This window comes from Neisseria sicca (assembly GCF_017753665.1).
GTDB classification, from domain to species: Bacteria; Pseudomonadota; Gammaproteobacteria; order Burkholderiales; family Neisseriaceae; genus Neisseria; species Neisseria flava.
Map to the genome: position 1 here is coordinate 1722761 of NZ_CP072524.1, position 21754 is coordinate 1744514.

Here is a 21754-nt window from a genome sequence, read left to right on the forward strand (position 1 = left end):
CTTTCAGACGACCTTTTTGCATAATTAAGACTACTTCTTTAGTGACTATAAATTCAGATATGAAAAAACTTATCCCTTTCATCGGAATATCAACCGCGTTGCTGCTTTCCGCTTGTAGTACAACCAAAACAAACGTTGAGTCTGCTAAAACGGTTGAGCCGATTAATCAAAGCAAAAACCAGCGTCCTGCTTTTGATTCTGCTGCGGAATCGGTTGCCAGCAGCGGCTTTAATGCCAATACCAATGTCCGCCAGTTTATCCGTTACGAGGCGGCGAAAAAGCAGTTTACGGAAGCCGAGCTGCAAAACTTCTTCAATGGCGTGGTTTACAAGGGTAATATCATCAATATCATGTACCGCCCGTCTACTTCGCGCCCTTGGTATGAATTCCGTACAGGCAACTCCGGTGCGACGAAATTCAACGGCGGCAAACAATTTTACGCCGCCAACCGTGCCGTTATCGATGATGTGGCGCGCAAATACGGTGTACCTGCCGAGCTGATTGTGGCGATTATCGGGATTGAGACCAACTACGGCAAAAACACAGGCAGCTTCCGTGTTGCCGATGCTTTGAGTACTTTGGGTTTTGATTATCCGCGTCGCGCCGAGTTTTTCCAAAACGAGCTGATTGAGCTTTTGCTGATGGCGAAAGAAGAAAAAGAGAACGTTTTTGACTTTAAAGGCAGCTATGCGGGCGCAATGGGTATGCCGCAATTCATGCCTTCGAGCTATCGCAAATGGGCGGTCGACTATGATGGCGACGGACACCGCGATATTTGGAACAATATCGGCGACGTTGCCGCTTCTGTTGCCAACTATATGAAGCAACATGGCTGGAAAACAGGTGGCAAAATGATTGTTCCCGTCAATCTGACGATTACGCCTGATTTGAAATCCATCATTGACGAGAAAACGGCTTTGAACCGTACCGTTGCGGATTTCAAAGCGATGGGTGTGGTTCCGCAAAAAGCGGTTGCCGACAACGAGAAAGCCGTTTTGTTCAGCTTGGAAACCAGTCCGGGCGTATTTGAATATTATCTCGGTCTGAATAATTTCTATACGGTTTGGCAGTATAACAACAGCCGGATGTATGTTACCGCCGTGCGTGATATTGCCAATGCAATCAACAACAACGGTTTGTAATATTCAAAAACCACCTTCTCCAAGGTGGTTTTTTATTTGAGGGCCTGAAAAAATCCACTCTAAATTCAAGCAATCAAACGGATTTTCATACCGTAATGCTTTTTGCCATGTCCGGAAACAAACTGTCCGCCGCGCGCAGGCGATAAAAATGCGTTGCCTTCGGCGGTAGGCTCGGCGCAGGTGTATTGTCCGTTTCGGTCACTCCAAAGTGCGTAAACGGGCAGATTTTGCGTTCGGATGTCGAGTTTCATTCCGTCAAACGCAACATGTGTATCTGACGGCGAGGCGACAAATTCCGTATGTGCAATATAGTCGGCATCGTAGGGCGCACCGTTGAAATCGAATTGGGTGCCGACGGCGGGGAAATAGGGATGGAAACCGGGCGAAGTGCGCACGGGCACATCGCCGTAATTGCAGACGGTCAACGCGGCGACTGCTTCGTTTTCGTTCGGCAGGCTGTAATCCAGCAGCCATTCGACGTTTTCGTAGCCCTTTGCCGTGCTGATCAATCTCAAGCCGACATCCGATTCGTTTTGATAACGGATTTCCCAAGTGGAGGTTCTGCCGAAACCGTGTTGCGCCAAATGGTTTTTACCGTCCGGTCCGAACTGCGGCAGTCAGACGTGCATCCCGCCGCGTAATTTTGTATCAGGACCGACTTGAACGCTGGTTTTCGGGAATAACACTTCCCGACCTTGTAAAACCAAGTTGTCTATATATGCGCCCATGGTGTTTATCTGCATGGATGCGGAATGGTTGCGTAAGATGATTTCAGATATGGCGGTTTGTTCTTCAGATTGTTTTAAATTTTGTAACATTCTAACATTTGTATACGTGCCATTACCGATATGCAGACAGAAAATCCTTAATAAAAATCAAAAAAATGCTAAAATACCAAGCATCTTCCAAGGTCGTCTGAAAGGCGTTCAACCACTTTTCAGACGACCTTCCGATTTATTTCCAGCAGAGAAAACCTTATGGCTTATCAAGTTCTTGCCCGCAAATGGCGTCCGAAAACCTTTGCCGATTTAGTCGGTCAGGAACACGTCGTCAAAGCCTTGCGCAACGCGCTGGACGAAGGCCGCCTGCACCATGCCTACCTGCTGACCGGCACGCGCGGGGTCGGGAAAACCACCATCGCCCGTATTCTGGCGAAAAGCCTCAACTGCGAAAACGCGCAACACGGCGAGCCTTGCGGCGTGTGCCAAAGCTGTACGCAAATCGACACCGGTCGCTACGTCGACCTGCTGGAAATTGACGCCGCCTCCAATACCGGTATCGACAACATCCGCGAAGTATTGGAAAACGCCCAATACGCACCGACCGCCGGTAAATACAAAGTCTATATCATTGACGAAGTGCATATGCTCTCCAAAAGCGCGTTTAACGCCATGCTGAAAACGCTGGAAGAGCCGCCTGAACACGTCAAATTCATTCTCGCGACCACCGATCCGCACAAAGTCCCCATCACCGTTTTGAGCCGCTGCCTGCAATTTGTCTTGCGCAATATGACTTCGCAGCAGGTTGCCGACCACCTTGCCCACGTTTTAAACAACGAAAACATCGCCTACGAACCCGCCGCCTTGCAACTCTTGGGTCGTGCCGCCGCAGGCTCGATGCGTGATGCCTTAAGCCTGCTCGATCAGGCTATCGCCATGGGTTCGGGCAGCGTTGCCGAACAAGACGTCCGCCAAATGATTGGCGCGGTGGATAAACAATATCTGTACGAACTGCTGGCGGGTATCGTCAACCAAGACGGCGAAGCCCTGCTGGCGAAAGCGCAGGAAATGGCGGCGCGCGCCATCGGTTTTGACAGCGCGTTGAGCGAACTTGCCATGCTGTTGCAACGCCTCGCCTTGATACAGGCGGTTCCTTCCGCTTTGGCTCATGATGATCCTGAGCGCGAAACCCTGCTGCAACTGAGCCAGGCACTCAGCGGCGAACAAATCCAGCTTTATTATCAATGCGCTATCCACGGCAAACAGGATTTAAGCCTTGCGCCCGACGAATACGCCGGCTTCGTCATGACCCTGCTACGTATGCTTGCGTTTGCGCCGCTGGCAGCGGATGCGCACGACGTTGGCGGACATATCGAAAATACTGAGCTGCATTCTGCCGAAACGGGTGTCCATACCGCAAAGAAGCCTTTGCAACTTCCCCAGTCTGAAGCCGCCAAACCGCCCGTTCAGACGACCCCTGCGCCTGCCACGTCGTCTGAAAACAAGGTTTCCGAACCGGTTTCAACTCAAGGAAACAACGACGTCCCACCTTGGGAAGACGCGCCGAGCGAGGCAGAAACCGTAACAGAAACGCCTGCGCAAACGGCGGATGCGAGCGTTCAGACGACCTCTGACGCAGCAGAGACAAACACTTCGTCCGCAAACGAAGCAGAAACGCCGTCTCAGACGACCCCTCAAGACGAAACGTCGTCTGAAAATCAAGTTTCCGATAACGAGGCAGCAAACAACGAAACCGACGTTTCCTTGTCTGAGACGTCGTCTGAAAACCCCATTCAGATGACCCCGATTGAAGAAGCCGTGGACGCAGAAGCATTTGCGCATGAAGCCCCCGTAGCGCCTTTCTACGATTACGGTGCGCCCGATCATGACTACCCCGTAGAAGACAGCGCGGAAATGCCCCCGCCGCCGGATTGGGAACACGCCGTCCCTGCCGATACGGCAGAATCGGAAGCCGAAGAAGACCACGACGACGACGAAGGCACGCAGTTCGCCCCGTTGCCCGAGTTTTCCACCGAAAATTGGGCGGCAATCGTCCGACATTTCGCCCGCAAGCTCGGCGCCGCGCAAATGCTGGCGCAACACGCCGCATGGACGAACTACGACGCAGGCAGCCATCTGATGATGCTGTCGATGACCGACGAAGCCCGCGCGACCGCCAACAAAGAGCGGCTCGACAAAATCAAAAACACGCTTGCCGAAGCCTACGGTCTGCCATTGAAATTGCAAACCGAACCGTGGCGCGACGATGCGGGCTGGGAAACCCCGACCATGCGCCGCCAACGCCTCCAACTTGAAGGCATGCAACAGGCACAGGATTTGCTCGAAGCCGACGAAACCGCGCGTCAGGTTTTAAAAGTTTTCGAAGCCCAATGGCAGCCCGATTCTTTGGAACTGGCGGAGCAGGCGGAATAACGGCATCGAGAATTTCCGTTTCCCTTCGGATACATAAACATTCAGGTCGTCTGAAAACCATCAACCCGCTTTCAGACGACCCTTCGCACCAAACGCTATAAACCCATAACCTTAACGATTCAACCACAGGAGTTTTAAATATGTTCGGAAAAGCCGGATTAGGCGGCCTGATGAAACAGGCGCAGCAAATGCAGGAAAACATGAAAAAAGCGCAAGCGAAACTTGCCGAGACCGAAGTAGAAGGCGAAGCAGGAAACGGCTTGGTTAAAGTCGTGATGACCTGCGCCCACGTCGTGCGCAAACTCGAAATCAGCCCCGACCTGATTCAAGAAGCCGCAGACGACAAAGAAATGCTCGAAGATTTGGTGCTCGCCGCCATCAACGCCGCTTCTGAAAAAGCCGAAGAAACCACCAACAAAACCATGGGTGCATTCACCCAAGGCCTGCCCGCAGGCATGGGCGACTTCTTCCGCTAAATCCTCGCCGTAAAAGCAAACAAAGGTCGTCTGAAACGCTGAAAAGCAGTTTCAGACGACCTTCGGATTATCAGTTTGACAAATCGATACCCGTCCAATATTTTCAGACGACCCCTGCCCGCTTTGGTAAAATATAGTGGATTAACTTTAAATCAGGACAAGGCGACGAAGCCGCAGACAGTACGGATAGTACGGCAAGGCGAGGCAACGCCGTACTGGTTTAAAGTTAATCCACTATACACCATACAATCAACCGCCCTTTTCCACTATTCCCCAGCAACGCCAACCGCCCATGACCAACCAGCGCATCAACCACGAACCTGTCTTCCTGCTTGCTTCCGCCCCTTGGCGCGAGAGCAGTTTGTGGGTGGAAGTGTTCAGCCGCCGTTACGGGCGCGTGGCTTTGTTGGCGAGAAGTGCGCGCAAGCGGCAGAGCGAGCTGCGCGGCGTGTTGGTGCCGTTTGTACCGATCAGCGCCTCTTGGTACGGTTCGCAAGAGTTGAAAACGCTGCATCGTGCAGAGTGGATAGGCGGCTGGCCGCAGCCGCAAGGCAGGGCTTTGTTCAGCGGCCTGTATATCAACGAACTAATGCTCAAACTGACGGCTCGCGAAGACCCGATGCCCGAGCTTTATGACGCACTGGAAGCAGTGATGCGGGCGGTATGCGGCGAAAGCAGCCATACCGCCGCGCTGCGGCGTTTCGAATGGGCTTTACTTACCCGCTTGGGATTCGCGCCCGATTTGTTCCACGATGGCAACGGCGAAGAAATCCGCGCCGAAGAAACCTACTGGCTGACGCCTGAAAACGCGGTCGTCCCCATCGAAGAAGCCGAACGCTTCAATCCGCGCAACTATGGCGTGGCTGTCGGCGGCGACATTTTGATCCAGCTGCGCGAGGGCGATTTCACCCACCCCGAAAGTCTCGGACAGTCGCTAAAAATCACGCGCCTGCTGATTGACAACCTCCTGCCCGAAGGCATTAAATCCAGACAGGTTTTGCAACAGCTCCAGCAATTCAGTTTCGGCGTTTAATCCTTTTCAGACGACCTTTTCATTTCGATTTTTTCTCTTAGTTTCATTCTGATGCGGAAAATCAGAAGCATACCGCGCACATCAATCCGCAATCTCTGCAAACCTCTCCCAATTTGCCAATACATACGCCACAGCCGCCGCCATATCGTCGTCCGCGATTTCGTAATATTCGCCGTCCAATTCCTCAAAATCCGGAAACTTAGCACGAATCACATCCAAAGATGCCCCACCATCCGCCATTTCCTCGATTTTTGCGCCGTCCCGCTCGTATAAAGCCTTCGCCTTATCCAAAATCTTAGGCGTCGGTTTAATCCGCCAGCGGCGCAGGCTGTCGGCAACGGGGTTATGGAACACATATTCGCCGTAACCCGCCGCAATCAGTTGCACAAAGCCGCCCTCCTGCACTTGGCTGTCCAAATAGCAGTAAGCCGTCAGCGTGTGCTGTTCGTTGTTCAAACACCGCATTTCCTCATCGCCTGCCGCATCCGTATAATCCAAATACGCCGCGCTCAATGTGTAGAGGAATTCTGCCGCATCTTGAGGGTTCAAATCATCCTGCCGGAAAAGTGTCGTCATGTTAAAGCCCGTCTGAAATAAAATAGATTTAAAGCTGATTTATAAAAACTGCATTATAACCAAAGCATTATCAAACCAAAACCCATTTTCAGACGACCTTTTACGCTGCACAAGAAGGCGATATATCGTACAATAAGGTTGGATTTACCAAGGAAAAATCATGAACGCAAACACCGAAACCGTCATTATCTACCCCAAAGACCTGCCGCTGCACTGCTCCGGTCCCAACCACGAAACTTGGAACGGTCATCCGCGCGTCTTCCTTCCGATTCAGTCCGACAGCGACATCGAATGCCCCTATTGCGGAACGCGTTACCATCTCGAAGGTCACATTCCCCACCACCATTATTGAGACGCTATGAAGAGATACGCCCTCCTGCTGTTGCTCGGACTGTGTACCGCCTGCGGTTCGTATAAAGCCGTCCGCCCCGATGCCCCACGCGCCGTCGTCGCCGAAGCGCAAAACAACGCCATCCGCTACCAAGCCGCCGACGGCAGCCGCATCTCCGCCATCTACGTCAACAGCAACAGCCCGATGACGGTCGAGCTGCATCAGGGGAGCACGGTCGAAAAACTGACGCAAACCCATTCGATGACCAAAACCACGGAATACCGCAACGCAAGCACAAGATGGCAGCTTCAAGACGGCTTCGCCACGCTGACTCGCGGCGGCAAAACCGTCGTATTTACCGAAATTATTGAATAATCCTGCCTGAAATGTTTGTCAAAAGGTCGTCTGAAAAACCTTAAACGGTGGTTTTTCAGACGACCTTTTGACAAGTTCGGTATCGTAAATCCACGTCGGAAGTATCTGTTCAGTTATTCCCGCCTGCGCGGAGACGGTAAACCCGGAGGTTCGGGCTTGCGGTAATCTTTAAGCACCTCTAAAAAACCGAAGGCTGGATTCCCGCCTGCGCAGGAATGACGGCGATTTAGACAGCTTCGATAAATTGTTATCTGCCTTTTAAAAACAGCTACACCTTCAAATCAAAAGTCGTCTGAAAACTGCAATATGCGGTTTTCAGACGACCTTTTGTGTTGCCCTGTTCAAAACAAGGCTGAACCTGATTCGGACAGGGTTTAATGATCGACGGTAATGCCTTTGCTTTCCTGCTGTTTCTGTTCGTCCAGTTTCTTTTGCAGGGTGTCGCACGGGGTGTCGCAGTCGCAGACTTTTTTCATGCCCAGCGAGGAGATGCCGCCGCAACTGCCTTTGATGGTGCGCTTGGAGAAAATATAGCCGACCGCCATGCCGAGGATGACGAGGAGGAAGAGGCCGAAGGTGAGGAGTAGGGTTTTCATGATGGTGTTCCTGTGGGATGGATATGAGTGTGCAGGTATTAATGGAGTAGTTTTTTAAACGCGCCGGACATTTCGGTGCGGTAGCCGTTTTGGTCGCGGATAATCAGGAAAACGGCGAGGTTTTGCTGTTCGGCGAGTTTGAGGGCTTCGGTTTCGCCGAGTACGAAAAGTCCGGTGGACAAACCGTCGGCGGTGGTGGCGTTATCGGCGACGACGCTGATGGAGGCGAGGCGGTGCGACAGCGGGCGGCGGGTTTTGGGGTCGATGATGTGGGACAGCCGCCTGCCTTGCGGGTCAACGTGGAAAATGCGGTAATCGCCGGAGGTGGCGAGGGAGCGGTTGTCGAGGGGGATGACGATTTGGGTGTTGCCGCCTTGGACGATGTTGGGCTGTTCGATGCCGATGCGCCAAGGCTCGCCTTTAGCGTTGCGGCCTTTGCCGTGCAATTCGCCGCCGATTTCAACAAGGTAGTTGTTGATGCCGAGTTTTTCAAGTTCGCCTGCCACTTTGTCCACGCCGAAGCCTTTGGCGATGGAGGAAAGGTCGAGATAGGTTTCGGGCTGGGTTTTGGCGAGCGCGGCTTGTTTGCCGTTTTGCGTCAGGATGATTTTGTCCGTGCCGGTTTGGGCGGCGGCTTTGTCGATTTCGGCTTGGGTAGGTTCGCGGGTGATTTCTTTGTTCGGTCCGAAGCCCCAAAGGTTGACGAGCGGGCCGACGGTTACGTCGAGCGCGCCTTGTGTGAGGCGGTTGAGGCGTAAGGCTTCGGCGGTAACGGCGGCGAAATCGGCGGAAACGGGCATGGGTTTGCGGGTTTCGCGCATTTGGTTGAAGCGGCTGATTTCGGAGTCTTCGCGGTAGGTGGACATTTGGCGGTTGACTTCTTCGAGCGCGCCGTCAATCTGTTTTTTTACGGCTTCGGGCGCGGGCGGGTTGGGGAGGTCGTCTGAAAGGTATTTGACGGTATAGGTCGTACCCATCGTTTCGCCCTGAAGCACGGTTTGTTCGGATGTTTTTTTGCCGCACGCGCCCAAGGGCAGGGTAAGGGCGAGGGCGGCGGCAAGGGCGGGAATGGCGGAGGGCAGGTGCATGATAGGGTGTTCGGGTGTTTTCAGACGACGTATTGTAACGTAAAACGCAAGGGGGCGCGGCTTGCGGGGACAGGGCTTTTCTGCTAACATCCGCGCTGCATTAAGAGTTGGGAATTCCATGCCAACCTGCTTTTCAGACGGAAAGGTAAGGTGGACGGCTGCAAAGCCGATGTGGTCCGAGAGGGCAATTCAAATCCCCCCGCTTGATGCGGGAATTTTTTTTGCCCGTATGTTCTGTACGGGCAGGATTCCGAACCGCTTTATCCAAGTAGGAATATTTATCATTTGGATGGAGCGCAGGTGGAAATTTTGTTATGATTTCCGTTGTGGGATATATGATGAAACAACAGGTCGTCTGAAAGCAGACGGCTTGTTTTTGAAGGAAAATATTGAAATGAGCGAATATCTGTTTACTTCCGAATCGGTTTCCGAAGGCCATCCGGACAAAGTAGCCGACCAAGTGTCCGATGCGATTCTAGATGCGGTTTTGGCGCAAGACCCCAAAGCGCGTGTCGCGGCGGAAACTCTGGTAAACACCGGTTTGTGCGTGTTGGCGGGCGAAATCACCACCACCGCCCATGTGGACTACATCAAAGTCGCACGCGAAACCATCAAACGCATCGGCTACAACTCGTCCGAGCTGGGCTTTGATGCCAACGGCTGCGCAATCGGCGTGTACTACGACCAACAATCCCCCGACATCGCCCAAGGCGTGAACGAAGGCGAAGGCATAGACCTGAACCAAGGCGCGGGCGACCAAGGTCTGATGTTCGGCTACGCCTGTGACGAAACCCCGACTCTGATGCCGTTTGCCATCTATTACAGCCACCGCCTGATGCAGCGTCAAAGCGAATTGCGCAAAGACGGCCGCCTGCCTTGGCTGCGTCCCGACGCAAAAGCGCAACTGACTGTGGTTTACGACAGCGAAACCGGCAAAGTAAAACGCATCGACACCGTCGTCCTGTCCACTCAGCACGACCCTGCCATCAGCCATGAAGAACTGAGCAAAGCCGTGATCGAGCAGATTATCAAGCCCGTTCTGCCGTCTGAAATGCTGACTGCCGAAACCAAATACCTGATCAACCCGACCGGCCGCTTCGTCATCGGCGGCCCGCAAGGCGACTGCGGCTTGACCGGACGCAAAATCATCGTCGATACCTACGGCGGCGCAGCTCCGCACGGCGGCGGCGCATTCTCCGGCAAAGACCCGTCCAAAGTCGACCGTTCCGCCGCTTACGCCTGCCGTTATGTTGCGAAAAACATCGTCGCCGCCGGTTTGGCGACCCAATGTCAGATTCAGGTTTCCTACGCCATCGGCGTTGCCGAACCGACCTCGATTTCCATCGATACTTTCGGCACAGGCAAAATCAGCGAAGACAAACTGATTGCCCTGGTTCGCGAACATTTCGACCTGCGCCCCAAAGGCATCGTCCAAATGCTCGACCTCTTGCGCCCGATTTACAGCAAATCCGCCGCCTATGGCCATTTCGGCCGCGAAGAGCCTGAATTTACTTGGGAGCGCACCGACAAAGCAGCCGCATTGAAAGCAGCCGCAGGCGTATAAAAAAGCATAAAGGTCGTCTGAAAGGGAGTTTCAGACGACTTTCCATCCTTATGGTAACTGCAATTTTTCCCAATCAGCAAGGCAGCATGCGTCGGTATGCTGCCTTTTTCGACCAGAAAGATTACAATTAGCAGGTCGTCTGAAAATCCAAAGAAAGGACACATCATGCTCTTAGGTGTAAACATCGACCACATCGCCACCGTCCGCAACGCCCGCGGTACGACCTATCCCAGCCCTGTGGAAGCAGCATTGGTCGCGGAAACGCACGGTGCGGATTTGATTACCATGCACCTGCGCGAAGACCGCCGCCACATCAAAGATGCGGACGTGTTTGCCGTTAAAAATGCCATCCGAACGCGCCTGAACCTTGAAATGGCGTTGACTGAAGAAATGCTGGAAAACGCGCTTAAAGTCATGCCGCAAGACGTGTGCATCGTGCCTGAAAAACGTCAGGAAATCACGACCGAAGGCGGTTTGGACGTATTGGCGCAACAAGAAAAAATCGCCGAGTTTACCAAAATCCTGACCGACGCAGGCATCCGCGTCTCGCTCTTTATCGATGCCGACAACGAGCAAATCCAAGCCGCCCATGATGTCGGTGCGCCCGTTATCGAGCTGCACACCGGCGCATACGCCGATGCACACAGCCACGCCGAACAAATCAAGCAATTCGAGCGTCTGCAAAACGGCGCGCATTTTGCCAGCGATTTGGGCTTGATCGTCAACGCCGGACACGGCCTGACCATACACAACGTTACCCCCATCGCCCAAATCCTCGCCATCCGCGAGCTGAACATCGGGCATTCGCTGATTGCCCAAGCCCTCTTCCTCGGCCTGCCCGAAGCCGTCCGCCAGATGAAGGAAACCATGTTCAGGGCAAGGCTGCTGCCTTGATAGGCGACACCCACCTTTTCAGACGACCTTCTCTCAAAAAGGAGACCACCGCATGATTTACGGCATAGGCACAGACATCGTTTCCCTCAAACGCATCATCCGCCTGAGCAAAAAGTTCGGACAAGCGTTTGCCGAACGCATCCTTACCCCTGAAGAGCTGCTCGAATTCCCGCAAGCAGGCAAGCCCGTCAACTACCTCGCCAAACGTTTTGCCGCCAAAGAAGCCTTCGCCAAAGCCGTCGGTACGGGCATACGCGGCGCGGTTTCCTTCCGCAACATCGGCATCGGGCATGACGCATTGGGCAAACCCGAATTCTTCTACGCCCCCGCTCTGTCGAAATGGCTGGAAGAACAAGGCATCAGCCACGTCAGCCTCAGCATGAGCGACGAAGAAGACACCGTGTTGGCATTCGTCATTGCCGAAAAATAAGACAATACCCATCGGCAGGTCGGATACTTAAATCCGACCTTTCCGAATTTTCAGACGACCTTTCTCCCTATTCCCATGACCCAAGACACCCGCCCCCTTATCCGCGTCGTTGCCGGCATCCTGCTCAACCAAGACGGCGACTACCTGCTCAGTTCCCGCCCCGAAGGCAAGCCCTATGCCGGATATTGGGAATTTGCCGGCGGCAAAGTCGAAGCGGGCGAAACCGACTTCCAAGCCCTGCAACGCGAGTTTGAAGAAGAACTCGGCATCCGCATCCTCGCCGCTACGCCTTGGCTGACCAAAATCCATTCCTACGAACACGCCCGCGTCTGCCTGAAATTCCTATGGGTAAACCCCGACCAATGGACGGGTGAACCCCAATCCCGCGAAGGACAAGCTTGGTCGTGGCAAAAAGCGGGCGATTTCAACGTTGCCCCCATGTTGCCCGCCAACGGTCCGCTGCTGCGCGCCCTCTCTGTCCCCCGCCAGCTTCAAGGTCGTCTGAAAACCGGTTTGCACGGACAAAACCGCAGCGGCGAATACCGCGTCGCGCCCTACTCCCTAGCCGAACCGCACCACGCCAACATCCTCATCTCAGAAACCGAGCTGCGCAAACTCGGCAAATTGCCTCAAGCCCAAAGCGTTTGGGTATCGATACACACCCGCGAACAATGGCAACGCGTGCAAGATGCCGACGTCGTCGTTTGGCAAGTCAACAACGACGCAAGCGCACGACAAGTGCTTGAAATATTGGAACAAGGCGTATCCCTTCCGCTGGTTGTCGCCGCGCCCGAAACACTGGTTTCAAACTATCGCGACCGCTGGCTCTCAACAGGCGCACACGCCATCCTGACCGACAACGACACCGAGGTCGTCTGAAATGGACAAAAACCGCAAACTCCTCATTGCAGGCGTCCTCCTCATCCTCTTCGCCGCCGCCAAACTCCTGCTGCTGGACTGGTGGCAGAAACAACAGCCCCAAGCCCGCGCCGCCGAGTGCGACCTCACCAAAGGCTGCACCCTACCCGACGGCTCACACGTCCGCTCCACCCGCATCAGCACCCGTTCCGCCTTCGACATCACCGTCGAAAATGCCCCTGCCGAAACACAACAAGTCAGCATCAGCTTCAGTATGAAAGATATGGACATGGGCTTCAACCGCTACATACTCCAACAACAATCCCCGCGCACCTGGCAAGCACGCCAAATCCGCCTGCCCGTCTGCGTCGAAGGCAAACGCGACTACATCGCCGATATCACCATAAGCGGACAGACTTTTCAGACGACCTTTACCGCCCAGTAAGCGTTCTACGCGTATTCTGCAAGAAAACTTTTTGGAGAAAGATTTATAGTGGATTAAATTTAAATCAGGACAAGGCGACGAAGCCGCAGACAGTACAGATAGTACGGCAAGGCGAGGCAACGCCGTACTGGTTTAAAGTTAATCCACTATATTTTCTCTTGCTATCCTTTCCCTTTATTTCACCAAAGGTCGTCTGAAATCCGTTTTCAGACGACCTTTCTCTATGCGCCATCCCTCCATCAAAATATCCGCATCACAACAAGCCCACTCTTCCTAATACACAGGTTTCCCCTACCCTTCCCAAAATCCGCCTGCCATCAAGTTTGGCTAAAACACATCAGCAAATCCCAATCTCTGAAATTATGATTATATGATTAACGTTCTCTTAATAAATGATATTCCTTGCAAATCATTATCAATTAATATTAGAATACGCACTCTCAAATTAACGTAACCCATGAACAACCCGTCTAGAGGAAGAATTATGAAATCCCCCCAATCCCCCGCCTTCCGTTTCAGCATCATGGTGCTGGCGCTGTCTTCAGGCTTTGCCCATGCTGAAAATATCAAACCCGAAGCAACAGCCGAATTGAAAGAAGTCGTCGTTACCGGTACTGCCGTGCCGACCCGCGTTACCCGCAATCAGCTTGACCGCGAAACTTCGACCGATTTGAAACAAGTTATGAAAGACCAAATCGGCATGGATGTCGGCGGCGGCAACGGCGTGGCGCAGTTTTACAGCATTCGCGGCGTCGGCGAAGACAAGATTAATCTGGAAGTGGACGGCACCAGCCAATCCACCAAAATTTTCCACCACCAAAGCCGCTTCCAGCTTGACCCCGCTTTGGTGAAAAGCATCAACGTCGAAAAAGGCACGGGCGCGGCGAGCGCGGGCTTGGGCGCGGTCGGCGGTACCATCCGCGTAACGACGGTTGACGCGAAAGACCTGCTGACCGACGGCAAACCTTTCGGTTTCAAACTCGGCGCGGGCTTGAGCAGCAATAAAGGCTCAACCGGCAACGCGGCGGTTTACGGCTATCAAAACGGCTTCGATGCCCTGTTTGCAGGCAACTTCCTCAACAACCGCGACTACAAAGACGGCAACGGCAATGTCAACCGCGGCAGTCGTCTGAAACAGCACAGCTACCTCGCCAAACTCGGCTACGACTTCAACGACGACCACGGCATCCGCCTGACCTACCGTCAGGAATACCAAAAAGGCAACCGCACCGACAAAGCCGAGTTCCAAAACGTTGACAGCTACGTCGGTGTAGACGGCACTTATCAAAAAGAGCAATCCTACAATCTGGAATACCGCGGCCGCAACGTCGGCTTCCTCGACAAAATCGACGCCAACGTCTTCCAAATCAACACCGACGACACCAAGCCGCCTAAAGGCGCGCCCTCCCCGAAAGCCCAAGCTTCCGGCACGGCGCAAGGCGGCGTTCCCATCGGTCAGCTTGAGTTAAGCAAAATTAAAGCGACCGGCGCCAACCTGAACCTCGCCAGCTCCTTCGGCGACGGGCACATGGTGAAATACGGCGTCAACTACCGCCACGAAACTTCCGAGCCGTCCGACAAAGGCGCATGGCTGAAGATTCTCGGACTGTATGACCGCGACAAAGAGAAAAAGGCTGAATACGGCGTTTACGCGGAAGGCATTTGGAACCTGCACCCCGTTACCCTGACCACCGGCCTGCGTTACGACCATTTCAAATACAACGCCGCCAGTAAACAAAGCGCGTCGCACGGACAGCTCAACCCCAGCATCGGCGCGATTTGGGACATCAACGACAACTTCTCCCTCTTGGCAAACCTCAATCAGGCAAGCCGCGCGCCCCGCCTGAACGAAGCCCTGTTGGCTAACGAACGCGCAGGCGCCGCCGCCGATTTGGACAGCAACCTCAAAGCCGAAACCGCCCGCCGCGCCGAATTGGGCTTCAAATGGCGCAACGACAATTTCAACGTCAGCGGCAGCGTGTTCCACCAACGCATCAAAGACCTCATCGTCTATCGTTGGGCAAAAATCAACAACAATACCGCCTCCATCACCGAACGTGGCAAGATTTACAACGGCGGCACGCTCAAAACCTACGGCTACGAACTTGACGCGTCCTACCGCTGGGGCGGTCTGACCGCGCGCGCCGGTGTGTCCTACGTCAAACCGCGTCTGAACGGCGAAATGTACTACGGCGAAAGCCCGATTCAAGCGGAAGACCACGAAAGCTCGTTCACCTTCTGGAACACCGGCCGCCAATGGCTGACCGGCCTGTCTTATCAGTTTGAAAACCCCAAACTCGAAATCGGCTGGCGCGGCCGCTACGCCCAAAGCGTGAAATACACCGACGTCGCCCGCGGACAAGGCACGATACACGGCAAGAAAGCCGGTTACGGCGTACACGACATTTACGCCAACTGGCAGCCGCTGAAAAAAGACAACCTGAACGTCAACTTCGCTGTCAACAACATCGGCAACAAACAATACCGTTCGCACAGCCAACGCTTCCCCGACGGCAACGGACGCGTGCCCTTCTACGAACGCGGCCGCGAGTTTGCCTTGGGCGTGAATTACCGCTTCTGATAAAAGTGTTGATAAAAGGTCGTCTGAAAACCGAGTTTCAAGGTTTTCAGACGACCTTTTTTAATGTATTAGGTTAAGGGTAGACATTTACCCCCTGCCGCCATTTTCACCCCATTACCCTTCCCTACATGGCACAATCAACCGCTCAACATTCTTAAACAACTTTTTGTCGTAAAAATCAAACACAAACCGCCGCCAAATCACCCTTCTCCCTGCAAAACACAAATAACATTTTGTTTTTGTCATGATTGTATCTATGATATTGGATTTATGCCGTTTGATAAAAACGCACTATTTCAACCAAAAAAAGGGGGACAATATGTCTGCAATCAACACCAAAATCAAAACCATCATCCTCACCGCCATCAGCGCGGCAATCCTTTCAGCCTGCGGCGGTGGCGGTGGCGGCGATACCGCCGCACTTTCCACCGGATCAACCAGCACAGGCGGCAACGGCAGCCCTGCTAAAAACGGCAGTCCAAACAATGCTACCCCCAGCGCAGCCAACAAAAATAATGGCAATACCGTAGCAGCAGCAACCCCTAGTCATAACCGCGCTGACAATCTCGCGGACTTGATTGATGAAGCACCTATTGAAGCAGTAAATGGCACTACACCACTGCACACCAGCTTTATCTCCTCCGCCACTGCACAACAAGGTAATCCAAATGCCCAGTTACGTCTTACCAGAACAGCAGACGGAAAAGAATATACAGGTGATTTCTACCTTACCGACAGCAAAGAAAACAATCAAAACGGTTTAATTAGCTCATTAGACTTCAAAAACAATGACGAAGTAAAATTGGACGGCGTAGTAATTGCCAACAAAAATGCCGCTCAAGTCAATTGGACCACACCATATTCTCTGATTATGAAAGTATTTTCAGGTGGTAATACGAAAAGTGACGGTGGTCCACAAAACGGTAAGATAGATGGTGACAGCAAAAACTTTATTAATGGTCGCGCCTCAATCGACGAGAAGATTACCGAACTGTACACTCAAATTGAAACAGCCAAAGAGACTTTGAAACAAGCTAAGGAGCAAGGCGATGTTGATGCTATCGCAAAAGCTCAGGCAAAGCTTGACGAATTGAACGATTTAGATGGTCGTCTTCGTGATATACGCCCTGTTATAGCTGCCGGAGCCAAAAACTTGGCAGATAAATTGGCATACTTTAGAAAAGGTAACTTGGTTGCTGGAGATGGCAAACATCTCGTTTTTGACAAACGCTTCGACGGTGTGTATATCATCCAATTTACTGATGGCACACAAATCGTCATGCACGACCCTGCCGCGGCAGGCTGGGCTTACCAAACCTTTGCATACTATTTTGATCCAAAAAACGACGTTGCATTCGGCTACCAAAGCCTGGGCGATGAAACCAAGTTCACCGACTTGCCTGAAAAAGGTACGGCAACTTACAACGGCTTGACTACTGCCTATGTTGTGAAAGGTGACCAAGGTCGTCAGCTGACTGCAGACGTTAAAGCTATTGTCGATTTCGGCTTGAAAGGCGTACGCTTTGAGACTTCCAATTCCCAATTCCATTCTCTTGATGACAACGGTCGCCGTGTAACTGTAAAAGGTACTGACTACGACATGAAAGGTACGGCAAAATGGGAAAACGGCAACCTCTTCCTAGGTTCGGTTGAAGCAGCCGCAGCAGGCTTGAAAGGTAATTTGAGCGGTAAATTCTACGGTGCAAAAGCTGCTGAAATCGGCGGTACTTACGGTCTGAAAAACCAAGACGGCAGCGAACACCTGATCGGTGGTTACGGCGCGAAACGTCAATAAACCATCCTTCAATCTGCCGAAAGGTCGTCTGAAAACCGGGAAACAGGTTTTCAGACGACCTTTTCTTTTATCGTCATTTAGAAAGAATTTTCCCGCTTTGTTTTTTATATATAGTGGATTAACTTTAAACCAGTACGGCGTTGCCTCGCCTTGCCGTACTATTTGTACTGTCTGCGGCTTCGTCGCCTTGTCCTGATTTAAAGTTAATCCACTATACAAGCAGGAATGATGGTTGACGACCGAAGCGGTATCGAAGATTCAGTATATTTCCCATACCTTCCGCAATCTCGTACTATTCGAAACATAAAACAGCAAAAGACACCAATAATTAAGCGTCCTTATAATATCAAAGGTCGTCTGAAAACCTGTTTCCCGGTTTTCAGACGACCTTTTTTAAAGCGGATTACTCTTCGCTTTGCGCTTCTTCTTTTTCAACGGCAACTTCAACGGCAACGGATTCGTCGCTCAAAGTGCCTTTGGTGGACGGGGTTTGTCCTGCCATGCGCGGGTCGCATTCTGCTGCCATGCGCAGGGCGCGGCCGAAGGCTTTAAATACGGTTTCGGCTTGGTGGTGGGCGTTGCGGCCGCTGAGGTTGTCAATGTGCAGGGTCATCATGCTGTGGTTGACGACGCCGTGGAAGAATTCTTCAAACAAGTCAACGTCAAAGCGTCCGATGAGGGCGCGGGTGAAGTCGATGTTGTAGACGAGTCCGGGGCGGCCGGAGAGATCGATGACAACGCGGCTCAAGGCTTCATCGAGCGGAACGTAGGCATGGCCGTAGCGGCGGATACCGGCTTTGTTGCCCAAGGCTTGTTTCAGGGCTTGACCGAGTACGATACCGATGTCTTCTACGGTGTGGTGGTCGTCGATGTGCAAATCGCCTTTACAGGTGATGTCAAGGTCGATCATGCCGTGGCGGGCGACTTGGGCAAGCATATGCTCAAGGAAAGGGACGCCGGTGTCGAGGCGGTATTGTCCGGTGCCGTCGAGGTTGAGGCTGAGGGTGATTTGGGTTTCGCTGGTGTTGCGGGTGATGCTGACTGCGCGGCCTTCTGCGGGCATATGGAATGCCGGTGCGGCGGCTGCGGCAGCTTGGGCGGCACGCTCTTGGCGGGCGGCTTCGGCGGCTGCGGCTTTTTCTTTATCTTTGCTGTGGTCGCGGTTTAACCAGCCTTTGCGTTTGTGCATGCCGGCTTCGAGTTTGGCGGCAAGGCTGGGGCGGATGCCGCGTGCTTTTTCGTCTTCTGCCTGCTCTTCAAGGCGGCGTTTCAGTTGGGACAGGGATGCCGCGTTGTCGTAACCGCATTTGCGGGCAAGTTTGGTCAGCGAGCCTGCTTCTTCGACAAGCTGCAGGAAATTGGCAAGGTGGAGTTGAGTGATGGTCATAATTTTACTTTCTGTGGGGTTTTAAAAAATCAGGCATAAAGCTTGCGGATAATATCCAGTACGGCATCGTTTTGCTCGGGACTGCCGATGGTAATGCGGACGCACTGCGCCAAAAGTGGATGCGTGCCGTGGAGTTTCTTAATCAGGATGCGGTTTTCTTTAAGCGTGTTAAACAATGCGTCTGCATCGGGAACGCGCACGGTAATGAAATTCGCTTCGCTGGGGAAGGCTTTCAGACGACCTATGGCGGACAATTCGCAAAAAACGCGTTCGCGCTCGGCTTTTAAAATATCGATGGTCGTCTGAATCGCGTCGTGGTGTTGCAGGGCGAATTTGGCGGTCGCCAAGCTTAATTGGTTCATATTGTAGGGCGGCAGGATTTTCGCCAGCTCGCCCATTACGGCGGGGTTTCCTGCCCCATAGCCGATGCGTAGTCCGGCAAAACCAATTTTGCTGATGGTGCGCATCACAACCAGATTTTCAACGCTGCCCGCCTGCGGCAGAAAACTGTCGCGGCTGAATGCGCCGTATGCTTCATCGACAACAACGATACCCTGCGCCGCGCGGATAATGGCTTCGACTTCTTCGCGGCGGAAACATACGCCTGTCGGATTGTTCGGATAGGCGATGAAAATCAACGCGGGCTGATGTTTTTCAATGGCAGATAAAACGGCGGGCAAATCAAGCGTGAAATCTTCATTGAGCGGCACGCCGACGTAATTCATGCCGTACAGCTCGGCATTGTGCCGATACATCACGAAACTCGGCTCAACCGCCAGCATGGTCGCGCCTGATTGGGCAACGAGCAGGGTCAAGAATTGGATTAACTCATCCGAGCCGTTTCCTAAAGCGATAGAGGCGGCTTCAGGAATGCCGAAGGCTTTTCTTAAAGTTTCCTGCAGCCCGCTGGCGGCGGGGTTGGGATAAAGCTGAATCGGCGCTTGGGCAATCAGCCGCAGCCATTCGTTTGACAGCTCGGGAAAACGGGCAAACGGATGATACGGACTTTCCATTGCATCCAGCTTGATGAAGCCTTCGGGCAAGTCGGCAATTCGGTAGGCGGACATGGCTTTGATGTCGTCGCGGATGAAATTAGCTGTATCTTTCATGATTTTCCTCCAGATTTTACAAAATAACCAACGATTCTTCCGCAATATAACACAGCTTTTTTAAATAATCACCGAAGAAATCAATAAATAATTTACACCACCGATAAAAAGATATATTCCTTATTTATTTTTATTCAAAATCAGCTTAACCATATATTTTTAATATATTTTAATTTTTAATATTATATCCCAAAAAATACCTGACATATATATTTTAAATTAAAAAATATCGTATTTTAGAGAACTATTTAACGTTTTATGCAATATTCAATGCAGCAATCCTTACTCTCTCATTTATTTAGCTTATCTTTTAAAATGGGTAAAGATTCTGTTTATTTATATGAACTCAAGGAATGTCGGCTGATGCAATAAATAACATTTATTCTAGAAGACAATAACTCCAAGACAGTAAGTTTCAAGACATTGATGCACCTGATTTGTTTTTTACCGTAACGATACTTTGTTTTATAATTATGCTTTATGTATTTTTCAGAAGTCTCAACAATATGAATTGGAAAAAAACGGTAGCGGCATGGTATTTGTGCTTAATGCCGTTCTCTGCCTATGCCTTGAATCTCGGCAATATCCCGCCGGACGAAATCTCCGTTTACGTTCAAGAATTGGACAGCGGCAAAGTTATCGAATCACACAGAGCAGATGCCTCGGTCAATCCGGCATCGACGATGAAGCTGGTAACAGCATTTTCCGCCTTTGAAGCTTTGGGTAAGGATTACCGCTGGACAACGGAATTTAAAACCAACGGACATATCGAAGGCGATTCGTTGGAAGGCGATATTTATTGGGTGGGCAGCGGCGATCCCGTGTTCGACCAAGACGGGCTGAAGGATGCCCTGCAACAACTGCAAAACAAAGGCATCAGACATATTAAAGGCAGCCTGGTACTCGACCGCCATCTTTGGGGTACCGTCGGCAACCCGCCAGATTTCGAATCCGACGCAGGTTCACCGTTTATGACCGCTCCCGACCCGAATATGCTGGCTTACAAGGTTGTCTGGCTCAGGCCTGAGTCAGATGGCTCAGGCGGCATTACCGTCGAGACCTCGCCTCCCCTACCCGATATTCCTATTGAAAACAAAACCGTACTGTCAAACTCCGGGAAATGCGGTGCATTGCAAAATCATATGCGTGCCAGCTATTCCGGTGGAAAGCTACATATCGGCGGTAAGGTTCCGGAGAGTTGTTTAGGCGGGGAAATGCATATCAACATGCTCTCCTCCATAGAATTTGCACACAAAAGCTTTGTTAATCAATGGCGCGCACTCGGCGGTACGATTTCAGACGACCTCAAAACCGCTCCTGCACCGAGTAACGCAAAAATCTTGGCAGTTTCACGCTCCAAACCGTTGTCAGACATACTGACCGACATGAACAAACATTCCAACAACCTGATTGCACGGTCCGTATTCTTAAAACTTGGCGGCAACGGCGACAGCGAAACCGCACGCAGAAAAGCAGCGGAAGCGGTTTCCCTGGAATTGGCAACTGCAGGGATTGATACGGAAAACCTGGTTTTGGAAAACGGTTCGGGCTTATCGAGAAGCGAGCGCGTTACCGCGCACATGATGGGACAAATGCTGGAAAAAGCTTATTTCAGCCCGTTTAAACAGGAATTTATCGACACGCTGCCAATTGCCGGACAGGACGGGACATTGAAAAAACGCCTGAAGCAACCCGGCAGCCGACTGCGTCTGAAAACCGGCACGCTCAAAAACGTGCGGGCGCTGGCAGGCTACTGGCTTGGCGACAAGCCGATGATTGTCGTCGTAATCATCAACAGCCCCAAAGCCTCTGCCTACCTTCACGATTTGGATGCGCTGGTTTCCCAAATAGTCTTACCCGGAGGAAACGACTGGATAGACGCAAAACTAACCTGCAAAGAGCGGATGGCAGTTTAAATCCGG

The 21754-nt window shown here is 52.2% G+C and carries 21 protein-coding genes, 3 pseudogenes and 1 riboswitch; of the genes and pseudogenes, 16 read left to right on the top strand and 8 right to left on the bottom strand.

What is annotated here, in order from left to right; genetic code table 11:
• Window positions 1-59: 59 nt before the first annotated feature.
• A complete protein-coding gene (mltB, locus tag J7445_RS08080) occupies window positions 60-1142 on the top strand; it encodes a lytic murein transglycosylase B (protein WP_019269841.1) in 1083 nt (360 codons plus the stop codon).
• A 65-nt stretch (window positions 1143-1207) separates the two neighbouring features.
• Here the strand turns inward: mltB and J7445_RS08085 are convergent, their stop codons facing one another.
• Together J7445_RS08085 and J7445_RS12275 are read right to left on the bottom strand one after the other, a co-directional pair.
• Window positions 1208-1726: an aldose epimerase family protein gene (locus tag J7445_RS08085; RefSeq protein ID WP_244969469.1), complete on the bottom strand. Its 519-nt coding sequence runs from the start codon at window positions 1724-1726 to the stop codon at window positions 1208-1210.
• Between the two features lie 33 nt (window positions 1727-1759).
• The gene (locus J7445_RS12275) at window positions 1760-1960 is read right to left on the bottom strand and encodes a hypothetical protein (RefSeq protein ID WP_019269839.1); all 201 of its coding nucleotides are present in this window, start codon (window positions 1958-1960) and stop codon (window positions 1760-1762) included.
• Between the two features lie 159 nt (window positions 1961-2119).
• Between J7445_RS12275 and dnaX the strand changes: the two genes are divergently transcribed.
• From dnaX to recO, 4 genes and pseudogenes are all read left to right on the top strand, one after another.
• Complete coding sequence (gene dnaX, locus J7445_RS08090) at window positions 2120-4294, top strand: DNA polymerase III subunit gamma/tau (RefSeq protein WP_209282950.1); 2175 nt, start codon at window positions 2120-2122, stop codon at window positions 4292-4294.
• 140 nt (window positions 4295-4434) lie between these two features.
• On the top strand, window positions 4435-4770 hold the full coding sequence (locus J7445_RS08095) for a YbaB/EbfC family nucleoid-associated protein (protein ID WP_003744574.1): 336 nt from the start codon (window positions 4435-4437) through the stop codon (window positions 4768-4770).
• A 129-nt stretch (window positions 4771-4899) separates the two neighbouring features.
• Window positions 4900-5025 (top strand): annotated as a pseudogene (locus tag J7445_RS08100) (IS5/IS1182 family transposase); the annotation flags it as partial.
• A 37-nt stretch (window positions 5026-5062) separates the two neighbouring features.
• Entirely contained in the window at window positions 5063-5803 is a 741-nt protein-coding gene (gene recO, locus J7445_RS08105) for a DNA repair protein RecO (protein ID WP_209282951.1), read from the top strand.
• A gap of 81 nt (window positions 5804-5884) precedes the next feature.
• Here recO and J7445_RS08110 read toward each other — a convergent pair whose 3' ends face one another.
• On the bottom strand, window positions 5885-6379 hold the full coding sequence (locus J7445_RS08110) for a DMP19 family protein (RefSeq protein WP_209282952.1): 495 nt from the start codon (window positions 6377-6379) through the stop codon (window positions 5885-5887).
• Window positions 6380-6539: 160 nt separating this feature from the next.
• Between J7445_RS08110 and J7445_RS08115 the strand changes: the two genes are divergently transcribed.
• Window positions 6540-6731, top strand: a complete 192-nt coding sequence (locus J7445_RS08115) for a zinc-finger domain-containing protein (RefSeq protein WP_003763364.1) — start codon at window positions 6540-6542, stop codon at window positions 6729-6731.
• A 6-nt stretch (window positions 6732-6737) separates the two neighbouring features.
• Window positions 6738-7085: a hypothetical protein gene (locus J7445_RS08120; protein ID WP_070613272.1), complete on the top strand. Its 348-nt coding sequence runs from the start codon at window positions 6738-6740 to the stop codon at window positions 7083-7085.
• 374 nt (window positions 7086-7459) lie between these two features.
• Here the strand turns inward: J7445_RS08120 and nqrM are convergent, their stop codons facing one another.
• Window positions 7460-7681 (bottom strand): (Na+)-NQR maturation NqrM, encoded by a 222-nt coding sequence (gene nqrM, locus J7445_RS08125; protein ID WP_003757168.1) that lies wholly within the window; start codon window positions 7679-7681, stop codon window positions 7460-7462.
• 38 nt (window positions 7682-7719) lie between these two features.
• Window positions 7720-8769 carry an FAD:protein FMN transferase gene (locus J7445_RS08130; RefSeq protein ID WP_209283369.1) on the bottom strand — a complete coding sequence of 350 codons (1050 nt, stop codon included), beginning with the start codon at window positions 8767-8769 and terminating at the stop codon, window positions 7720-7722.
• 92 nt (window positions 8770-8861) lie between these two features.
• Window positions 8862-8971: riboswitch (SAM-I-IV-variant riboswitch) on the top strand.
• Window positions 8972-9163: 192 nt separating this feature from the next.
• On the opposite strand from J7445_RS08130, the gene metK reads away from it, so the two are divergent.
• The 8 genes and pseudogenes from metK (at window position 9164) to J7445_RS08170 (ending at window position 17336) form a co-directional block, all read left to right on the top strand.
• Window positions 9164-10333 (top strand): methionine adenosyltransferase, encoded by a 1170-nt coding sequence (gene metK / locus J7445_RS08135; protein ID WP_209282953.1) that lies wholly within the window; start codon window positions 9164-9166, stop codon window positions 10331-10333.
• 165 nt (window positions 10334-10498) lie between these two features.
• Window positions 10499-11227 (top strand): pyridoxine 5'-phosphate synthase, encoded by a 729-nt coding sequence (gene pdxJ, locus J7445_RS08140; RefSeq protein ID WP_209282954.1) that lies wholly within the window; start codon window positions 10499-10501, stop codon window positions 11225-11227.
• 52 nt (window positions 11228-11279) lie between these two features.
• Window positions 11280-11657, top strand: a complete 378-nt coding sequence (gene acpS, locus J7445_RS08145) for a holo-ACP synthase (RefSeq protein WP_003744561.1) — start codon at window positions 11280-11282, stop codon at window positions 11655-11657.
• Between the two features lie 75 nt (window positions 11658-11732).
• Complete coding sequence (locus tag J7445_RS08150) at window positions 11733-12536, top strand: NUDIX domain-containing protein (RefSeq protein WP_209282955.1); 804 nt, start codon at window positions 11733-11735, stop codon at window positions 12534-12536.
• A 1-nt stretch (window position 12537) separates the two neighbouring features.
• Window positions 12538-12960 carry a hypothetical protein gene (locus J7445_RS08155; RefSeq protein WP_209282956.1) on the top strand — a complete coding sequence of 141 codons (423 nt, stop codon included), beginning with the start codon at window positions 12538-12540 and terminating at the stop codon, window positions 12958-12960.
• A gap of 41 nt (window positions 12961-13001) precedes the next feature.
• Window positions 13002-13130, top strand: a pseudogene (locus tag J7445_RS08160) (IS5/IS1182 family transposase); the annotation flags it as partial.
• A 314-nt stretch (window positions 13131-13444) separates the two neighbouring features.
• Window positions 13445-15541, top strand: coding sequence for a TonB-dependent receptor plug domain-containing protein (locus tag J7445_RS08165; RefSeq protein ID WP_209282957.1), 2097 nt, complete (start codon window positions 13445-13447; stop codon window positions 15539-15541).
• 319 nt (window positions 15542-15860) lie between these two features.
• Window positions 15861-17336: a transferrin-binding protein-like solute binding protein gene (locus J7445_RS08170; RefSeq protein WP_049228310.1), complete on the top strand. Its 1476-nt coding sequence runs from the start codon at window positions 15861-15863 to the stop codon at window positions 17334-17336.
• A 105-nt stretch (window positions 17337-17441) separates the two neighbouring features.
• Here the strand turns inward: J7445_RS08170 and J7445_RS12570 are convergent.
• The 3 genes and pseudogenes from J7445_RS12570 to hisC form a co-directional block, all read right to left on the bottom strand.
• Window positions 17442-17552, bottom strand: a pseudogene (locus tag J7445_RS12570) (IS5/IS1182 family transposase); the annotation flags it as partial.
• Between the two features lie 187 nt (window positions 17553-17739).
• Window positions 17740-18723: an imidazoleglycerol-phosphate dehydratase HisB gene (gene hisB / locus J7445_RS08175; protein WP_209282958.1), complete on the bottom strand. Its 984-nt coding sequence runs from the start codon at window positions 18721-18723 to the stop codon at window positions 17740-17742.
• Between the two features lie 29 nt (window positions 18724-18752).
• Window positions 18753-19832 carry a histidinol-phosphate transaminase gene (gene hisC / locus J7445_RS08180; RefSeq protein WP_209282959.1) on the bottom strand — a complete coding sequence of 360 codons (1080 nt, stop codon included), beginning with the start codon at window positions 19830-19832 and terminating at the stop codon, window positions 18753-18755.
• A 473-nt stretch (window positions 19833-20305) separates the two neighbouring features.
• Here hisC and dacB point away from each other — a divergent pair, with 473 nt between their 5' ends.
• Entirely contained in the window at window positions 20306-21748 is a 1443-nt protein-coding gene (gene dacB / locus J7445_RS08185; RefSeq protein WP_209282960.1) for a D-alanyl-D-alanine carboxypeptidase/D-alanyl-D-alanine endopeptidase, read from the top strand.
• Window positions 21749-21754 lie beyond the last annotated feature (6 nt).